Source organism: Vulcanococcus limneticus LL, from assembly GCF_943369875.1.
GTDB classification, from domain to species: domain Bacteria; phylum Cyanobacteriota; class Cyanobacteriia; order PCC-6307; family Cyanobiaceae; genus Vulcanococcus; species Vulcanococcus limneticus_A.
Window position 1 is genome coordinate 78,504 of record NZ_CALROT020000004.1, and the last position, 16,659, is coordinate 95,162.

17 protein-coding genes are annotated in these 16,659 nt (G+C 70.4%); 5 read left to right on the forward strand and 12 right to left on the reverse strand.

Features of this window, described 5'->3' with window-relative positions:
* Positions 1–15 precede the first annotated feature (15 nt).
* Positions 16–288 (forward strand): hypothetical protein, encoded by a 273-nt coding sequence (locus ACLV7J_RS06245; protein ID WP_411868250.1) that lies wholly within the window; start codon positions 16–18, stop codon positions 286–288.
* 38 nt (positions 289–326) lie between these two features.
* On the opposite strand, the gene ACLV7J_RS06250 is transcribed toward ACLV7J_RS06245, so the two are convergent.
* From ACLV7J_RS06250 to ACLV7J_RS06290, 9 genes are all read right to left on the reverse strand, one after another.
* Positions 327–509 (reverse strand): hypothetical protein, encoded by a 183-nt coding sequence (locus ACLV7J_RS06250; protein WP_411868251.1) that lies wholly within the window; start codon positions 507–509, stop codon positions 327–329.
* 167 nt (positions 510–676) lie between these two features.
* Positions 677–1,357, reverse strand: a complete 681-nt coding sequence (gene msrA, locus ACLV7J_RS06255) for a peptide-methionine (S)-S-oxide reductase MsrA (RefSeq protein WP_411868252.1) — start codon at positions 1,355–1,357, stop codon at positions 677–679.
* The gene (lpxB, locus tag ACLV7J_RS06260; RefSeq protein ID WP_411868253.1) at positions 1,357–2,559 is read right to left on the reverse strand and encodes a lipid-A-disaccharide synthase; all 1,203 of its coding nucleotides are present in this window, start codon (positions 2,557–2,559) and stop codon (positions 1,357–1,359) included. Before lpxB ends, msrA begins: the two co-directional genes overlap by 1 nt.
* Positions 2,556–3,404, reverse strand: coding sequence for an acyl-ACP--UDP-N-acetylglucosamine O-acyltransferase (gene lpxA, locus ACLV7J_RS06265; protein WP_411868254.1), 849 nt, complete (start codon positions 3,402–3,404; stop codon positions 2,556–2,558). Before lpxA ends, lpxB begins: the two co-directional genes overlap by 4 nt.
* Positions 3,405–3,408: 4 nt before the next feature.
* The gene (gene fabZ, locus ACLV7J_RS06270; protein WP_411868255.1) at positions 3,409–3,894 is read right to left on the reverse strand and encodes a 3-hydroxyacyl-ACP dehydratase FabZ; all 486 of its coding nucleotides are present in this window, start codon (positions 3,892–3,894) and stop codon (positions 3,409–3,411) included.
* A gap of 38 nt (positions 3,895–3,932) precedes the next feature.
* Complete coding sequence (gene lpxC / locus ACLV7J_RS06275) at positions 3,933–4,790, reverse strand: UDP-3-O-acyl-N-acetylglucosamine deacetylase (protein ID WP_411868256.1); 858 nt, start codon at positions 4,788–4,790, stop codon at positions 3,933–3,935.
* A 66-nt stretch (positions 4,791–4,856) separates the two neighbouring features.
* Positions 4,857–7,244, reverse strand: coding sequence for a BamA/TamA family outer membrane protein (locus tag ACLV7J_RS06280; protein ID WP_411868257.1), 2,388 nt, complete (start codon positions 7,242–7,244; stop codon positions 4,857–4,859).
* A gap of 42 nt (positions 7,245–7,286) precedes the next feature.
* Positions 7,287–8,045, reverse strand: coding sequence for a phosphoribosylaminoimidazolesuccinocarboxamide synthase (gene purC / locus ACLV7J_RS06285; protein ID WP_411868258.1), 759 nt, complete (start codon positions 8,043–8,045; stop codon positions 7,287–7,289).
* The gene (locus ACLV7J_RS06290) at positions 8,042–9,109 is read right to left on the reverse strand and encodes a hypothetical protein (RefSeq protein WP_411868259.1); all 1,068 of its coding nucleotides are present in this window, start codon (positions 9,107–9,109) and stop codon (positions 8,042–8,044) included. Before ACLV7J_RS06290 ends, purC begins: the two co-directional genes overlap by 4 nt.
* A gap of 77 nt (positions 9,110–9,186) precedes the next feature.
* Between ACLV7J_RS06290 and purD the strand changes: the two genes are divergently transcribed.
* Positions 9,187–10,494, forward strand: coding sequence for a phosphoribosylamine--glycine ligase (purD, locus tag ACLV7J_RS06295; RefSeq protein ID WP_411868260.1), 1,308 nt, complete (start codon positions 9,187–9,189; stop codon positions 10,492–10,494).
* A 121-nt stretch (positions 10,495–10,615) separates the two neighbouring features.
* Positions 10,616–12,682, forward strand: coding sequence for a two-component system sensor histidine kinase NblS (gene nblS / locus ACLV7J_RS06300; protein WP_411868261.1), 2,067 nt, complete (start codon positions 10,616–10,618; stop codon positions 12,680–12,682).
* A 60-nt stretch (positions 12,683–12,742) separates the two neighbouring features.
* On the opposite strand, the gene kaiC is transcribed toward nblS, so the two are convergent.
* The 3 genes from kaiC to ACLV7J_RS06315 all read right to left on the reverse strand — a co-directional run bounded on the left by kaiC (position 12,743) and on the right by ACLV7J_RS06315 (position 15,698).
* Positions 12,743–14,287, reverse strand: coding sequence for a circadian clock protein KaiC (gene kaiC, locus ACLV7J_RS06305; RefSeq protein ID WP_255126537.1), 1,545 nt, complete (start codon positions 14,285–14,287; stop codon positions 12,743–12,745).
* 52 nt (positions 14,288–14,339) lie between these two features.
* Entirely contained in the window at positions 14,340–14,714 is a 375-nt protein-coding gene (kaiB, locus tag ACLV7J_RS06310; protein WP_411868262.1) for a circadian clock protein KaiB, read from the reverse strand.
* 72 nt (positions 14,715–14,786) lie between these two features.
* Entirely contained in the window at positions 14,787–15,698 is a 912-nt protein-coding gene (locus ACLV7J_RS06315; protein ID WP_411868263.1) for a circadian clock protein KaiA, read from the reverse strand.
* Between the two features lie 180 nt (positions 15,699–15,878).
* On the opposite strand from ACLV7J_RS06315, the gene rplU reads away from it, so the two are divergent.
* Together rplU and rpmA are read left to right on the forward strand one after the other, a co-directional pair.
* A complete protein-coding gene (rplU, locus tag ACLV7J_RS06320) occupies positions 15,879–16,241 on the forward strand; it encodes a 50S ribosomal protein L21 (protein ID WP_411868264.1) in 363 nt (120 codons plus the stop codon).
* 48 nt (positions 16,242–16,289) lie between these two features.
* Complete coding sequence (rpmA, locus tag ACLV7J_RS06325; RefSeq protein ID WP_411868265.1) at positions 16,290–16,553, forward strand: 50S ribosomal protein L27; 264 nt, start codon at positions 16,290–16,292, stop codon at positions 16,551–16,553.
* Positions 16,554–16,659: the final 106 nt, after the last annotated feature.

The following is a 16,659-nucleotide window of genomic DNA, read 5'->3' on the forward strand; positions in this document are numbered from 1 at the left end:
GTCCGAGCCGACACCATGGCCGCTCGCAAGATCCGCTGGTACGTCAAGGCCCAGGCCGGGGTCCTGCTGCTGCCCGCGGGCCTGTGCCTGATCGGTGAGGCGATCACCCGGCGCACGATCCACACCTGGGCCCAGTCGGCCCAGTCGTCGGCCCTGATCAAGGAGCCGGGCCCCTGGTTCTGGTACGGCACCTTCGGGCTGATCGCCGTGGTGGCCGGCGTGGGCCTGATGATCGAGAGCGGCCTGCTGCGGGGCTACCCCGGCCAGAAGAAGCAGCTGCCCGAGTGAGGCCCCAGGTGGCTCCGGCCCTCGGGCGGCGCCACCCCTCAGGCCGCGACCGGGGCGCGGCCGAACACCTGCTCCGGCGACTCCAGCGCGTGGATCTGCCAGCGGGCCCGCTCACCGAACTGGCGCAGTAGCCGGTCCAGGTCGTCGGCGGCCTGCTTCGGGCTGGCGTAGGGACCCACGTGGCGGGTGACCAGGCCTTCGCGGATGGTCAGCAGATACATACAGACCCGGACTGGTGGACCAGGACAACGTAGGTGCTGGGAATCGGCACCAACAGGCGTGAAATCCGCTTGAACACTGAAGGGTTGGCCTCTGGAGCGGCCAAGGCCTTCAGCTTTTCAACAGAAAGCAGCGGGCGAAGCGTGCCAGCTGGGGGATGGACCGCCGATCAGCGGTCAGGGCCCCATGACCGACTGGTGCGGGCCCGGGACCCCCAGAGCTCATCCAGGCGCCTGTCCCGGCCGCAGGCCCAGCGGTAGTAGCGGTACTTCACCGCGTTGGTCTCGGCGTAGTTCTGGTGGTAGGCCTCCGCCGGCCAGAAGGTCTGCAGGGGCTTGATCGCCACCTTCAGGGCTGCGGCGGGTCGACCCAGCTCGCGGGCGGCGGCCTGGAGGCTCTCGCGGGCCTGGGCGGTCTGCTGCTCGCCCTTGGGGAAGATCACGGGCCGGTAGGAGTTGCCGCGGTCACAGAACTGGCCGCCGCCATCGAGGGCATCGACGTTGCGCCAGTAGGCCCGCAGCAGGGTGGGGTAGCTGATCCGGGCCGTGTCGAAGCGCACCCGCACCACTTCCTGGTGGCCCGTGCCGCCGGCGGACACCTGGCGGTAGGTGGGGTTGGCCAGGGAGCCGCCGCTGTAGCCGCTCACCGCGTCCAGCACGCCGGGCAGATGCTCCAGGTCGTGCTCCAGGCACCAGAAGCAGCCGCCGGCCAGCACCGCCTCCTCCACGGCCGCCTGGGCCGGCGCCGCCAGGGCGGTGAGCAGCAGGAGCCCCAGGGCCAGGCCGCACCAGCGGCGCCAGCGATCGCGCAGCAGGGCACCCAGGCGGGCAGGACGGGGGACCAGGCGCATCAGGCGGGCACCACGGCGGGGGTGGCGGCGGGCAGGCCATCCAGGATGGCGGCCGCCGCCCGCTGGGTGACGCCCGGCTCCCCCAGGGCCCGGCGCAGGCGCCCATAGCCCTCCAGCATCCGCTCGCGGCCGGGGCCCGGCTCGAGCAGCGGCAGGGCCTCGGCCACGATCGCCGCCGCGGTCAGGTCGTCCTGAAGCAGCTCGGGCACCAGCCGTTCCCCCAGCACCAGGTTCACCGGCGAGATGTGGTCCACTTGGAAGCGCAGCAGGTGCCGGGCCACCCAGGCGGTGGGCCGGCTGACCCGATACCCCACCACCTGGGGCACCCCCCGCAACGCCAGCTCCAGGTTCACCGTGCCGGACTTGGTGAGGGCCAGATCGGCGGCGGCGCAGAGCACGGGCCGCAGCCGGTCGGCCTCGGCCGCCGGCACCACCTCGGCCCGCAGGCCCGCCGCGGCCAGGGCCTGGGCCAGGGGGGCCTCGAAGCTGGCCTGGCCCGCGGGCACCAGCACCCGCAGCCGCGGCCTGAGCCGCTGCAGTTCGGCGGCGGCCGCCGCCAGGGGCGGCACCAGGTAGCGCAGCTCCTGGCTGCGGGAGGCCGGCAGCAGCAGCAGCAGGGGCTCGTCCGGCTCGAGGCCCAGCTCAGCGCGGGCGGCCTGGCGGGAGGGCAGCTGCTGGAGGGTGTCGAGCAGGGGGTGGCCCACCCAGGTCACCTGGGCGCCGCGGGCGCCGTAGAAGCGGGCCTCCTCGGGGAAGATCGCCAGGATCCGATCGGTGAAGCTGATCAGGCGGGTGGTGCCCCCCTCACCAAAGCTGAAGGCCCACTCCTGGGGAGCGATGTAATAGGTGATCGGCACCGCGGGCAGCTTGTGCTTGAGCCGCCGGCCCAGGCTCACGTTGGCGCCCATGTAGTCGATCAGCACCACACCATCCGGGGGGGTGCGCTTCAGCCAGCGGTTGACGCGCCGCTGCAGCCGCAGGGTGGGCAGGATCAGCGGGATCGCCTCCCACAGGCCGATCGCCCCCATCGGGGCCGTATCCGCCAGCAGCCGGGCGCCGGCCCGCTGCATGCGCGGTCCCCCCAGGGCCACGATCTCCAGATCCAGCCCGCGCCGCCCGGCCTCCTGGCACAGGGCCGTGACCAGCAGCCCCCCCTGCAGATCACCGGACACCTCGCCGGTGCTGATCAGCAGGCGGGTCATGGACGCTGGGCGGGCAGGGGGCCACGGCGGCCCGGACCGATCGAGGCCTCCAGGAAGCTCACCAGGGTCTCGGCCGGCGGATAGAGATCCCAGGCGCGCACCCGCTGCAGGGCCTCGGCCAGCACCGCGTCACCCCGGTAGAGCTGGGCCCAGACCTCCTGCAGCTGCTTGGCCTGGGCACCGTCATCCAGGGCGGCCAGGCCGCTGCGCTTGATGCCGATGCGGTTCAGGCCCCGCAGCCGGCCGGGGTGGCCCTCCACGATGGCGAAGGGGGGCACATCGCGGTCGATGCGGCTCATGCCGCCCAGCATCGCCATGGTGCCGATGTGCACGAACTGGTGGATGCCGAGCACCCCGCCGATCACGGCCCGATCGCCGATCACCACGTGGCCGGCCACCGCCACGCCGTTGGCGATCACGATGCGATCGCCCAGATGGCAGTTGTGCCCCAGGTGGCTGTAGGCCATCAGCAGGTTGCCGTTGCCAATCCTGGTCTGCTCGCCGTCATGGGTGGCGCGGTTGATGGTGACGCACTCGCGGATCGAGTTGTCGTCGCCGATCACCACTTCGGTGGGGGCGCCGTTGTACTTGAGGTCCTGGGGTTCGGCGCCGATGCAGGCCCCGGGGAAGATCCGGTTGCCACGGCCGAGGGTGACCCGCCCATCCAGCACCACATGGGGGCCGATGCGGCTGCCGGCGCCGATGCGCACCTCCGGACCGACCACCGCGAAGGGGCCGATCTCCACCCCCAGATCGATCTGGGCGGCGGGATCGACCACCGCCGTGGGGTGGATGCGCGTCTGGCCGTCGACCGGGGCCTGACTACTGGTCGCTGCGCTGCTCATCGCCTCAGTCCACCAGGGAAAACATCAGCTCGCCGGAGCACACCAGCTCGCCATCCACCCGGGCCTCGGCCTTCACCTTGCCGAAGCGCCGACGCTTGAGGCTGAGCAGCTCGCAGGTGATGCGGAGTTGATCACCGGGCACCACGGGCCGGCGGAAGCGCACCCCGTCGATGCCGGCGAACACGAACAGCCCCTTGGGCAGCTCGGGCATCTGGGTCACGATCAGGCCACCCACCTGGGCCATCGCCTCCACGATCAGCACGCCCGGCATCAGCGGCCGGCCGGGGAAATGGCCCTGGAACTGGGGCTCGTTGAAGGTCACGTTCTTGAGGGCCACGGCGCGCTTGCCGGGCTCGTGCTCGATCACCCGATCCACCAGGGCGAAGGGGTAGCGGTGGGGCAGCAGCCCCAGGATCTGCTCGCTGGTGAGCACCGGCGCAGCGGGCGCCTGGGGGGCGGGAGCGGCGGCCGTGGCGGTGGAGTCGGACAAGAGCGTCAGGCGGGGAGGGGAGCGGCCGGGGTACCGGCTCAGGCCGGCACGGGACTGGAGAGGGACGCCAGCCTCGCGGCCAGGGCGGTGTGCAGGCCGTGGGAGCCTCGGAAGGCAAAGACCTGGGCCTGGGGCAGACCGGCCAGGGCCAGGTCCCCCAGCAGATCCAGGAGCTTATGGCGCACCGGTTCGTCGGGGTAGCGCAGGGGTGGGTTGAGCCAGGCGTCCCCGTCGCAGACCAGGGCGTTGTCGAGGGCGCCGCCGCGGATCAGGCCGGCGGCCCGCAGCTGCTCCACCTGGTCGCGGAAGCCGAAGGTGCGGGCCGGGGCGATCTGCTCCACGAACGCCTGCGGGGTGAGCTCCAGCGAATAGAGCTGACGGCCGATGGCCGCCTGGGGAAACTCGATAGCGGCACCGATCCGCAGCCGCTCGCTGGGCAGGGCGGTGGCGAAGCTCTGGCCCTGCTGCAGGGTGATCGGCTGCTCCAGGCTCCGGGGGGCGGGCCGCGGGCCCAGCGGCCGCAGGCCCGCCTCGGCGATGGCCTCCACCCAGGGCTGGGCCGAGCCGTCCAGCAGGGGCACCTCGGCCCCCTCCACCAGGATCACGGCCGCCGTGATGCCCACCCCGGCCAGGGCCGCCAGCAGGTGCTCCACCGTCGCCAGCCGGCGCGACCCCAGGGCCAGGGCGGTGCACAGCTGGGTCTCGCACACCTGCTCGGGGTGCAGGGCGGTGAGGCCCAGCTGGGGGGCATCCAGCCAGCCCACCCGGAAGCCCGGCAGCTCCGAGGGCTCCAGGCGCAGACGGGCCTGGCCGCCGCTGTGCAGGCCCACGCCGGTGCGCTCCACCGGAGCGGCCAGGGTCCAGGCCTGGGAGTAGTCACTGGGCCAGAGGGTCATGGCTGGGGCGCCTCGGGGGGATGGATCGCTGCGGCGGTGCTCAGAACCGGGTCTCGGAACGGGTTCTCAGAACTTCCAGCCCACGCCGAGGTTGAAGCGCCAGTCACCGCTGAAGTCCTGGCTCGCCACCTCCAGGCGCAGGGGACCCACCGGGGTGGTCACGATCAGGCCGGTGCCCACGGAGAAGCCCTGGCCGGGCTTGTTGAGCAGCGTGCCGGGGGATCCGGGCACGTTCTTCTGGCTGCCGAAGGCGGTGCCGCCGTCCACGAACAGCTCGCCGCTGACGATGCTGAACAGGGGGAAGCGGTACTCGATGGTGGCTTCACCGAAGCTGCGCCCGACCCCCAGGTCGCAGTCGTAGTAGCCCCGGACGGAGTTGGAGCCGCCCAGGCAGAAGGCCTCATAGGGGGGCAGATCGCCCACGTTGGTGCCGGCACTCACCTGGAAGGCCAGGGCCTGCTTGCAGTCGGTCGCAGGCTGACCGGGCTTGGTGCGGCAGCCCTTGTAGATCTTCAGCCAGTTCACCGGGATGTAGTGGGTGTAGCTGGCGCGCAGGCGGTTGAAGGTGGGGGAATCAGGCCCCACGGAGAAGAACTGCTCGGTGCCGAGGCTGAGGAAGTTGCCGGATGTGGGGTTACGGGGATCGTTCAGATTGTTCATCGTGGCGGCCAGCCGCACACCCACCAGCTGATTGTTATCGGCGCAGTTGTAGGCAATGCAGATCACATTGTCGACGGTCGTGCGGCTGCCGTTGAAGTTGTTGGTGCTGACGCCATAGGGCATGCCATCACCGGCAAAGTTCATCGGCGTCACTTCCTGGGCGCTGAAGCCCGCCACCACGCTCCAGGGGGCCCGCTTGAAGGGGTTGCCGCCGTTGAGGGGACGCACGAACTGCACGTTGCCGCCGAAGCGCTGCAGGGCGATGGAGTTGCCGTCGAGGTTGAACCAGTTGAGGCTCGGATCGGCCTTCTCCGCCTTGCTGATGCTGCCGAAGGAGGTGCCGGTGGGGTTGTTGTCGCTGTTGATGTTGTAGGCGTTCGCCGAGGAGGGCGCCTGGAAGAAGTCTTGGGAGACGTCGGAGACGGTGTTGATGTTGCCGTTGTTCTGGCTCTGGAAGACCTGGGGAACCTCCCGGCTCAGGAACAGGCGGGCCCGGAAGGCGGTGCGGTACTTGTCACCCTTGATCCAGGGATCCGTGAAGGTGACATCCGCCAGGCCGCCGTACTGCCCGTAGGTGAAGTTGACGGCCATGTCCCAGGCCCGGCCGAGCAGGTTGCTGTCCTGCAGCTGGATCTGCCCGAAGACCCCCTGGCTCTGGCTGTAGCCGAGGCCCCCCGAGAGTGAGCCGGTGGACTGCTCGATCACCCCGAGCACGATCGTGACCTCACCCGGCGCGGCCGCCACGGGCCGCAGGGTCACCTTGACGTCGCCGAACAGGCCCGTGCCGTAGAGGCGCTTGATGTCCTCCTCGAGCTGGCGGCGGTTGAAGGTCTCGCCGGGCTTGATCGAGATTTCGCGGGTGATCACCCAGCTCTTGGTCTTGCCCTTGTAGGCCCGGCCCTTGTCGTCGGTGGCGGAGCCCTCCTTGTTGAGGAACTGCACCTCCACGCCGGCCACCTTGCCCTCCCGCACCAGCAGCTGCACCACCCCCTCGGGGCTGACGCGGCTGGGGCCGGTGACCCGGGCCAGGGAATAGCCCTGGTCGGCGTACCACTTCTGCAGCTCGCCCAGGCGGGTCTGCAGGGTGTTGAGGTTGAGGGTCTTGCCGTAGTCCGCCGCGAAGGTGTCGGGGATCAGGGTGGCGGGCACGGGCGTCTTGGCCCCGATGCCCTCCAGCTCCACCTTGGTGAGCACCGGGTTGGGGGCCACGGTCACCACCACCTGCACGCCCAGGGGGCTGTCGACGGGCTGGATGCGCACATCCGAGAACCAGCCGGTGGCGTAGACGGCCGAGAGGTCGGTCTGGAGTTCGCTGCGGGTGGCGCGGGTGCCGGGGCGGGTGGCCATGGCGTCGTAGACGGCCAGCTCCAGGCGCTCGCGCTCGGGGTGCTGCTCCAGCCCCTTGACCACCACCTCACTGATCAGAACGCGCGGTTCGGCCGGCGCCGCCGGCGCCAGGCTCTCGCCGCCCGGGACCGCAGCGGGATTCTCAGCGGCGGGGGTGGGGGCTGGCGCTGGAGCCGGAGCCGCCTGGGCGCCGGGGGCCGGTGCGGGTGAAGCGGCAGGGGCCGCGGCGGGTGAAGCGGCAGGGGCCGCGGCGGGTGAAGCGGTGGGGGCGCCGCCTGCGGGCGCCGGCTGGACGGTGGAGGGGGCGTCGGTGCGGGTGGAGGCCGGCGGGGCGGCGAGGGCGCCCTGGAGCCCGGCGCCGATGGCCAGCACCGGCAGGGTGGCGGCCACCCCGAGGGCCTCGCGCAACCGAGGAGCGCGGTTCATGCCGTTGCGGGGGCCAGCCATGGGCGTCCTGAGCACGCGGCCGAGCCGCAAATGCCGCTGACGTTACCCGTAAACGCGTGGTGCAGGGCACGCCCCGTGGACCCGTTTGAGAACCTCCCCGTAGGCCTCGACGACGCCGCCGAGGTCCTGGCGGAACCGGTCCTTGTCGAGGATGCGGTCGCTGGCATCGGCCACCTGCAGGTCCCAGAGGCGGCAGGTGTCGGGGCTGATCTCATCGGCCACCACCAGTTCGCCCGTGGCGGTGAAACCCAGCTCGATCTTGAAATCCACCAGCTGCAGGCCGATCCCGGCAAAAAAGGCCCGCAGCACCGCATTGACCCGGAAGGCCAGGCGCTCCAGCTCCGCCCGCTGGTCGACCGTCAGCAGACCGAGACGCGCCAGCCGGGCGTCGGTGAGCAGGGGGTCGCCGTAGGCGTCGTCCTTGTAATAGAGATCGAGCAGGGGCGGATCCAGGGGCGTGCCGGCGGCGATCGGCATCTGCTTGCAGAGGGAGCCGGCGGCCACGTTGCGGATCACCACCTCCACCGGCACGATCGACACAGGCTTCACCACCAGCCAGTTCCGGCCCTCCAGCCCCAGGTAGTGGGTCGGCACGCCCTCGCGCTCCAGCAGCTCGAACAGCCGGGCCGAGATCTGGCAGTTCAGCTCCCCCTTGCCGGCCAGCTGGGCCTTCTTGAGGGCGTTGAAGGCCGTGGCGTCGTCCTTGAACTCCACCGCCACCAGCTCGGGCCGGTCGGTCTGGAAGACCCGCTTGGCCTTGCCTTCGTAGAGCAGGGAGCCGAGGGTGTAGGCGGCAGTCATGGCTGGGATCGGGTGTGGCCTCCGGGCTCCCGCGGCGAGCGCAGCTGGCGCTGCAGCTCCGCGCTGCGGGCTCCCTGCTGAGGATCCTGCCTCCTGAGCTGCCACTCGCCATAGGCGTCGTCGATGCGCCGGGCCAGCCGGAGGAAGCGCTCGCTGGGCCGCTGGTCACTCAGGCCCGCGGCCTGCAGCAGGGCCCGCTGGTCCGCCAGCAGGGAGGCCGCCAGGCCCCAGGCGCCGGCGGCGGCGGCCTGGTCGAGGGCCGTCTCGATCAGCTGGTTGCGCTGCTCCAGCGGCAGCTCCCGCAGCAGGGCCACGGCCCGCTGCAGGCGCTCGGCGGCCGGCCGGCCGGGCAGGCGGCCCGCCAGCAGGGCGGCGGCGGCCTCGTTGTCGCGGCCCAGCACCACCAGGTGCTCGGCGTAGACCTCCAGGGCCGGGCGGGTGGCCAGGCTGCCGTCCTGGCGCAGCTGCAGCGGCAGGGGGATGGTCTCGAGCGCGGCGAGGCTGCCCTGGGCCAGGCGCTCCAGGGCCTCGGCGGCGAGGCGGTGGTGCAGACCGGCGTTGGCGGCCCGCCACTGCTGGATCAGCCACTGGTCCCGCTCGGGCCCGGCCTGGGGGCCGTAGCGGTTCAGGACGGTGAGGGCGTCGTCGGGGGCGCGGCAGTTGAGCAGGGCATTGGCGTTGCGCAGCACCGGCTCCAGGGAGCGGGGTGTGGGCTGCACCGCCAGCAGCGCGTTGCGCAGCAGCCGCAGCCGGCCCACCAGATCGAAGCGGGCCGCATCCAGGCAGGCGGCGTCGAGGGAGGCCAGGTCACCCCGCAGCAGCAGCGCCTCGAAGGCGGCCTCAGAGATGGTGGAGCCCGCGGGCTGCACGGGCGCGGAGGCCCCGGGGGCGGCTCCGCTGGGGGCGGGCGGGACGGCCGTGGCGGGCTCAACGGGGATCGGCGCCGCCGCCGGTGCGGCCGCCAGGGCCGGCATCGGCCCAGCCCCGGCGGCCAGCCCGCCCAGGACCAACCCCAGCGCGCGACTCAGCCCCAGCCGCACCGGCGTGTAAAGAAGGGATGGCACCGCGCAGCGTCCACTGGGCCACAACCTAGGGGACCCCGCCGGGCCCTCCCACCCGCTCCGCCTCCGGCCCTCCCGCCATGCCCAGCCCTGCCGCCGCTGCGCCCAATCCCGCCCGCGTGCTGGTGGTGGGGGGCGGCGGGCGTGAGAACGCCCTGGCCTGGGCCCTGGCCCGCTGCAGCGGCGTGGAGCAGGTGTGGGTGGCCCCCGGCAACGGCGGCACCCTGGAGCTGGCGGGCTGCCGGCAGCTGGCCATTGCCGAATCCGACCATGGCGCCCTGCTGGCCGCCTGCCGCGAGCACGCCATCGAGCTGGTGGTGGTGGGCCCCGAGGCGCCCCTGGCCGCCGGCCTGGCCGACCAGCTGCGCGCCGCGGGCCTGCCGGTGTTCGGCCCCGGCGCCGATGGCGCCCAGCTGGAGGCCAGCAAGCAGTGGGCCAAGGCGCTGATGGTGGAGGCGGGCATCCCCACCGCCGGCTACTGGCCCGCCAGCAGCCGCGAGCAGGCCCTGGCCGCCCTGGAGGCCCAGGGCAAGCCCCTGGTGGTGAAGGCCGACGGCCTGGCGGCCGGCAAGGGCGTCACCGTGGCCGAAACCCTGGAGGAGGCGCGGGCCGCCATCGAGGAGGTGTTCGAGGGCCGCTTCGGCAGCGCCGGGGCCTCGCTGGTGCTGGAGGAGCGCACCCATGGCCCCGAGGTGTCGGTGTTCGCCCTCAGCGACGGCCAACGGCTGGTGCTGCTGCCCCCCGCCCAGGACCACAAGCGCATCGGCGAGGGCGACACGGGCCCCAACACCGGCGGCATGGGCGCCTACGCGCCGGCGCCGCTGCTGGATGCCGCCGGCCTGGAGCAGGTGCGGCAGCAGGTGCTGGAGCCCACCCTCAAGGCCCTGCAGGCGCGCGGCATCGACTACCGCGGCGTGATCTACGCCGGGCTGATGCTCACCGAGAACGGCCCCAGCGTGATCGAGTTCAACTGCCGCTTCGGCGATCCGGAGTGCGAGACCCTGATGCCGCTGCTGGGCCCCGAGCTGGCCCAGGTGCTGCTGGCCTGCGCCCAGGGCCGCCTGGATCAGGCGCCGGAGCTGAGCATCGCCCCCCAGTGCAGCGCCTGCGTGATCGCCGCCGCCGCGGGTTACCCCGGCGAGATCCGCAAGGGCGATCCGATCCACAGCGCCCTGGTGCCCGGCGACGACCTGCAGCTGTTCCACGCCGGCACCCGCCGCGAGGCCGACGGCACCTGCCTCAGCAGCGGCGGCCGGGTGCTGGCGGTGGTGGCCCAGGCCGACGATTTCGATGCCGCCTTCGCACGCGCCTACGCCGGGCTGGAGCAGGTGCGCTTCGAGGGCATCACCTTCCGCCGCGACATCGGCCACCAGGTGCGCAGCCGCTGAGCCGGGTGCGCAGCAGCTGAACAGGGGCGCAGCCGCTGAACAGAACCCCGGCGCAGAACCAGGGCGACGGGCCGGGCCCGGGAGCGGGACCTCTCTAGGGTTGCCTGGAGCCCCGAGCGCCGTGATCAGCTCCGCCTCCCCCACCCCTGCGGTCAGCGCGGGCCCCCAGGCCGCCCTGCCCACCCCACGGCCGCCCCGGTCGCTGTGGCAGCGGCTGACCCTGTGGTGGGCCGAATTCAGCCTGCAGACCAAGCTGCTCGCCGCCGCCACCCTGGTGGTGAGCCTGGTGATGACGGCGATCACCTTCTTCGCGCTCAACGGCATCCAGACGGATGTGCGCATGAGCGACACCCGCTTCGCCCGCGACCTGGGGCTGCTGCTCTCGGCGAACGTGACGCCGCTGGTGGCCGAGGGCAACGACCGGGAGCTGGCGGCGGTGGCCGAGCGCTTCTGGCGTTCGACCCGCAGCCTTCGCTACATCTTCTTCGCCGATCCCGATGGGGTCATCTACCTGGGCATTCCGATCAGCGGCACCAGCGGTGGCAGTGAGCTGCTGCTCAGCCGCCGGCTCGAACTGCCTCCCGATCTGGCCCGCCAGCCCCAGGGTCCGCTGATCCGCCAGCACCTCACCCCGGACGGCCAGGTCACCGACGTGTTCGTGCCGCTCGTCTCCGGGGATCGCGACCTGGGGGTGCTGGCCCTGGGCATCAACCCCAACGAGGCCGTGCTGGCCAGCGCCGCCCTCAGCCGCGAGGTGACGGTGGCGGTGTTCATCTCGATCTGGGTGCTGGTGATCCTGGGGGCGGTGTTCAACGCGCTCACGATCATCCAGCCCGTGAAGGAGCTGCTGCGCGGTGTGCGCTCCGTGGCCGACGGCGACTTCGCCGCGCGGATCGCCCTGCCGGTGGGCGGCGAACTGGGGGAACTGCTGCAGGGCTTCAACGCCATGGCCTCCCAGCTGGAGGTCTACAAGGCCGCCAACATCGAGGAACTCACCGCCGCGCAGGTGAAACAGCAGTCGCTGATCGCCACCATGGCCGATGGGGCGCTGCTGCTGGATGCCGAGGGCCGCATCGTGCTGGTGAATCCCACCGCCCGGCGCCTGTTCCGCTGGGAGGGGCGCAAGCTGGAGGGCAGCCCCCTGGATGTCGAGCTGCCGGAGCGGATCGGCGTGGAACTGCACGCCCCGCTCGACAGCCTGCTGATCGATGGCCGAGACAGCAGCGACGTGCGCTGCAGCTTCGGCGAACCAGCGCGCACCCTGCGGATCGTGCTGCAGGCGGTGCGCGATGCCAGTGGCGAAACCCTCAAGGGCATCGCCGTGACGGTGCAGGACCTCACCCGCGAGGTGGAACTCAACGCCGCCCAGAGCCGTTTCATCAGCAACGTCTCCCACGAGCTGCGCACGCCGCTCTTCAACATCAAGAGCTACGTGGAGACCCTCCACGACCTGGGCGACCAGCTCAGCGAGGAGGAGAAGAAGGAATTCCTGGGCATCGCCAACGCCGAGACCGATCGCCTCACCCGGCTCGTCAACGACGTGCTCGACCTCTCCCGGCTGGAGAGCGATCGGGTCTGGGCGCTGGAACCGGTGGAGCTGCGGCCGGCCATGGAGCAGACCCTGCGCAACTACCGGCTCAACGCCGAGGACAAGGGCGTGGAGCTGGAGCTGGATGTGGACAGCGCCCTGCCCCGCATCCGCGCCAACTGGGATCTGCTGCTGCAGGTGTTCGACAACCTGGTGGGCAACGCCCTCAAGTTCACCGCCAGCGGCGGCCGCCTGGCCCTGCGGGCCTATCCCTGGCCCGACCTGTGCCCCCTCGATCCCAGCACCGCGCCGGACAGCGCCAACCCCTACTGCGAACTCACCTCGCCCCTGCCGCGGCTGCGGGTGGAGATCGCCGACACGGGCGCAGGCATCTCCCGCGAGGACCAGAGCCGCATCTTCGAGCGCTTCTACCGGGTGGAAAATGCCGTACACACGGAAGTGGGCACGGGCCTGGGCCTCTCGATCGTGCGCGGCATCCTCGAGAAGCACGGCACGCGCATCCAGATGGTGAGCGAGCTGGGGGTGGGCACCACCTTCTGGTTTGACCTGCCCCTGGAACAGGCCGATGGCGATGAGCTGCAGGTGGAAAGCGAGCGGCGACGCGAACGCCGCCTGCTGGAGCAGGCCGGCCGGGCCTGAGGGACGACTGACCTGGGGCTGCTGACCCGCGTGGAGCGCTGAGGCCCCGGCGGGGCCGCCTCAGAGCTTGTCTTCGCTGGCCACCCCCCGCACGATCCGGGCCAGATCGCTGCGCTCGTCGGCATTGATGCGGTGGGGCACACCGCTGATGATCCGCTCGAAATTGGAGAAGGAGTCCTTGATCTCCGGACCATTGCCGGTGATCACGAATTCGCGGATGCCCTTGTCGTGCCAGGAGCCGCGCATCTTGAACACGTTCAGGGCGCGGGCCATCTCGCCGCGGATCTCCACGTACTGCAGCAGCAGGATCGTGTCCGTGATCGTGGAGATGTGGGAGTCGGTGATCGAGTGGCTGCCCATGAACTCCTCGGAGGTGTTCGTGAAGAAGCCGGCGATCTCCTCCTGCTTGGCGTAGCCCGTCACGCCGATCACAAACTGGCGGAAGGCGTTGTGGCTCACCCCGCGGGCCAGGGCCGAGAGCGAATCAATTGCCATCCGCGATGGCTTGAACTGGCTGATCTCGGTCTTGATGATCTGGAGATGGTCCTCAAGGCCTGTGGATTCGGGGTAGGCGCAGATGATCTTCAGCAGACCATCACGCTCCATCTGCTCAAAGTCGATGCCCCAGCTGGTGGCATTGCGCAGCAGCTGGGCGCGGGATTCCTCGTAGGCGAACAGAATCGCCCGCTCCTTGTTGCTGCAGGCGTTCTCCACAAACTTGGACACCAGCAGCGTCTTGCCCGTACCGGTGGCGCCGGTGGCCAGAATGATCGAATCCTTGAAGAAGCCGCCACCGCACATCTCATCGAGGCGGGGCACACCGGAGCTGACTCGCACGTTCGAGGAGCGCTGGGTGAGACGCATCGCCCCGAGCGGGAAGATGCTGATGCCGTGGGCGCCCATGGTGAAGGGGAATTCACCCTTCATGTGGGTGGTGCCGCGCAGCTTGAGGATCTCCACCGTGCGGCGGCGGCGCTCGCCCTCCAGCACGTTGCGGAGAATCACCACGTTATCGGAGACGAATTCCTCCACGCCGTAGCGGGCGATCGGGCCGTATTCATCAATGCGCTCGGTGGTCATCACCGTGGTGACCCCGATCTCCTTCAGCCGGGCAATCAGGCGGAAGATCTCCCGCCGAACCACCGACACCGCGTCGTACTGCTGGAAGACGGCCGTGATCGAATCGATGGCCACCCGCCGGGCCTTGTACTTGCGGATCGCGTAGTTGATGCGCTCGATCAGACCGGAGAGATCGAAGCTGCCGGCCACATCCTGACCCTCGGGGTCGGGCGAGGCATCCAGGATGAAGAGCTTGTCCTGCTCCACCATCTCCTGCAGATTCCAGCCGAAGCTGGAGGCATTGCGAAGGATATCCAGCGGCGACTCTTCAAAGGTGACGAAGATGCCAGGTTCGTCAAACTGGCGAATGCCGTTGTAGAGAAAGTTGAGGGAGAGCACCGTCTTGCCGGTGCCGGAGGTCCCACTGATCAGCGTGGATCGACCAATCGGCAATCCCCCCTGACAGATGTCATCGAATCCCTCGATCCCCGTAGGGAGCTTCTGCACCTGCAGCAGGGCATGGTTGGGGGAGCTGGGGTCCTGCATCGATCGGGTGGTCCTGAAGGGATTCTAGGCAGTGACAGGGTTTTGACAGGCTTCAGGAGCCAACCTGGGTGGTCTGGCCCGCCGGGGCCTCGGCACCGGCGGCATCCGAGGCCAGGGGATTGTGGAGCTCCTCCTCGGACAGCTCGTCGTAGAGCAGATCCAGACCGATCAGCACGCGCTCGCGATCGGAGAGATCGCCGATGATGCGACGCACCGGCGGCGGCAGGATCTTGGCCAGGGTGGGCGTCGCCAGGATCTTGTCCTCCTCGGCCAGCTGGGGATTCTTGAGCACATCAATCACCTTGAGGGCATACACACCCTGGAACTCGGTGACCAGGATGTCGCGCAGGGTCTTGAGGGCGCGCATCGAATTGGGCGTGTTTCCCGCCACATACAGCTTGAGGATGTAGGTCTTGCGGGGGCTCATTCAGATCACCTGCTGGGAATTGGACGAAGAATCAGACAGAGCAGTGGGTGAGGCAGCAACGGCGGGCGGGGCCTAGGTACCCGGGGAGCCGATGGTCGTGGCAGGCGCCCCTGACAATTCGGCGTCCAGGGAGCTTGTCGCCTCAGCGATGGCGGCCCCGACCGGCAAGTCGGGGGGCACGGAGCGGCGGTACATCTCACAGAGGTGGGCCATCACGTCAATTAAAGCCAGCCGGTAGTCCTGAAGGAAGTCGCTCTTGTGACCTTCCAGCCGCAGCTGCTTCCAGAAGGCATCAATCAGGTTCATGTGGATCTCCACGGCCTTGGTGATCGGCAGATCACTGAAGAAGGCGGTGTGCACGAAGCTCTCAATGGCCTGGTTGGCCGCATCCGGGTCCCTGAAGTAGCTGAGCAGCAGGTCCCGGTAGGTGCGCTCCAGGGACCCCAGCAGCTCCTCGCGCTCCGGCTCGGGCAGGTTGCGCAGAAACAGCGAGGGATCCCGCTTGTAGAACACCCCCAGGTAGCCGAGCCGATCCTTGATCCGACTCGGCAGCCCCCAGCCGGGGGGTGGAGCCGTGGCGGCGGCCGGCGGAGCCGTAGCGGCGGGGGGAGCATTGGAGAGGCCGCGTCTCAGGAAGCGCGAGACGGCCGCATCGACGCTGTAGCTGAGCTGCTCCAGCTGGTCCAGGGGCAGGTGCACCTCCGCCTCGTGGTAGTCGGTGCGGCCGTTGACCTCGCCGATCACCACCGCCGGCAGCAGCAGGCCCTGCTCCACCAGCCGGCCATAGGCCTGGGTGGGGAAGGCCCCCTGCTGGAGCAGCACCACATCGAAGCTCTCGCAGCGCCGCTCCAGCTCGCCCACCGGGTCGGCCGTCGCCCCGAGGTCCTCCAGGCAATAGCGGCCGCCGCGCAGCCACTTGTGGCACGCCTGCTCAAGGCTGCGGTCGGTGAGGAGGGAGGCGATGGTGAGTGCCGGCTGGGACATGGAGCCGAGCTGGGGCCCGGGGCGCTGCCAACAGTGTTGACGATGGGCAGATTGAAAGGTGAAGATCGTTGTTTGTCTTTCGATTGCCGTGCGGCAGGCCGAATGACGCCCCGCAGGCCAGGCCGGTTTCCCGGCTGAGGCCCCGCGTGTTCCGTCAGCCTGTCCACGCCCCGGACCGCCATGAGCACCTCCCCCAACCCAGCCACCACCGGTCCCTACGCGATCGTCGAGACCTCCGGAACGCAGTTCTGGGTGCAGCCCAACCGCTACTACGACCTCGACCGCATCCACGCTGACGTGGACAGCACCGTGACCCTGGAGAACGTGCTGCTGGTGAACGACGGCACCGCCGCCACCGTGGGCCAGCCCTACGTCAAGGCCGCCACCGTCGAACTGAAGGTGCTGGAGCACCGCCGCGGCCCGAAGGTGATCGTCTACAAGATGCGCCCCAAGAAGAAGACCCGCCGCAAGAACGGCCATCGCCAGGAGCTGACCCGCGTCCAGGTGCAGTCGATCACCGTCGGCGGCAAGGCCCTGGCCTGAGGCCAGACCCAGACTCCCGCTCCCACCTCCCCCCGTTCCCTCTGAACCATGGCCCACAAGAAAGGCACCGGCTCCACCCGCAACGGCCGCGACTCCAACAGCAAGCGCCTCGGCGTCAAGCGCTACGGCGGTGAGACCGTGAGCGCCGGCTCGATCCTGATCCGCCAGCGCGGCACCTCCGTGCTGCCCGGCATCAACGTGGGCCGCGGCTCCGACGACACCCTGTTCGCCCTGGCGGATGGCGTGGTGAGCTTCGACACGATCAAGCGCGGCCTGCGCAGCCGCAAGCGCATCAACATCGCCGCCGCCTGAGGCTCAGGCTCAGCGCATAGCGATCCCGGGGCCCAGCGGGCCCCAAACCCCTGGCCGGCGGTCTCCCCGCCGGCTTTGTTGTGGCCATCAAGCCGCGGTGAGCCCC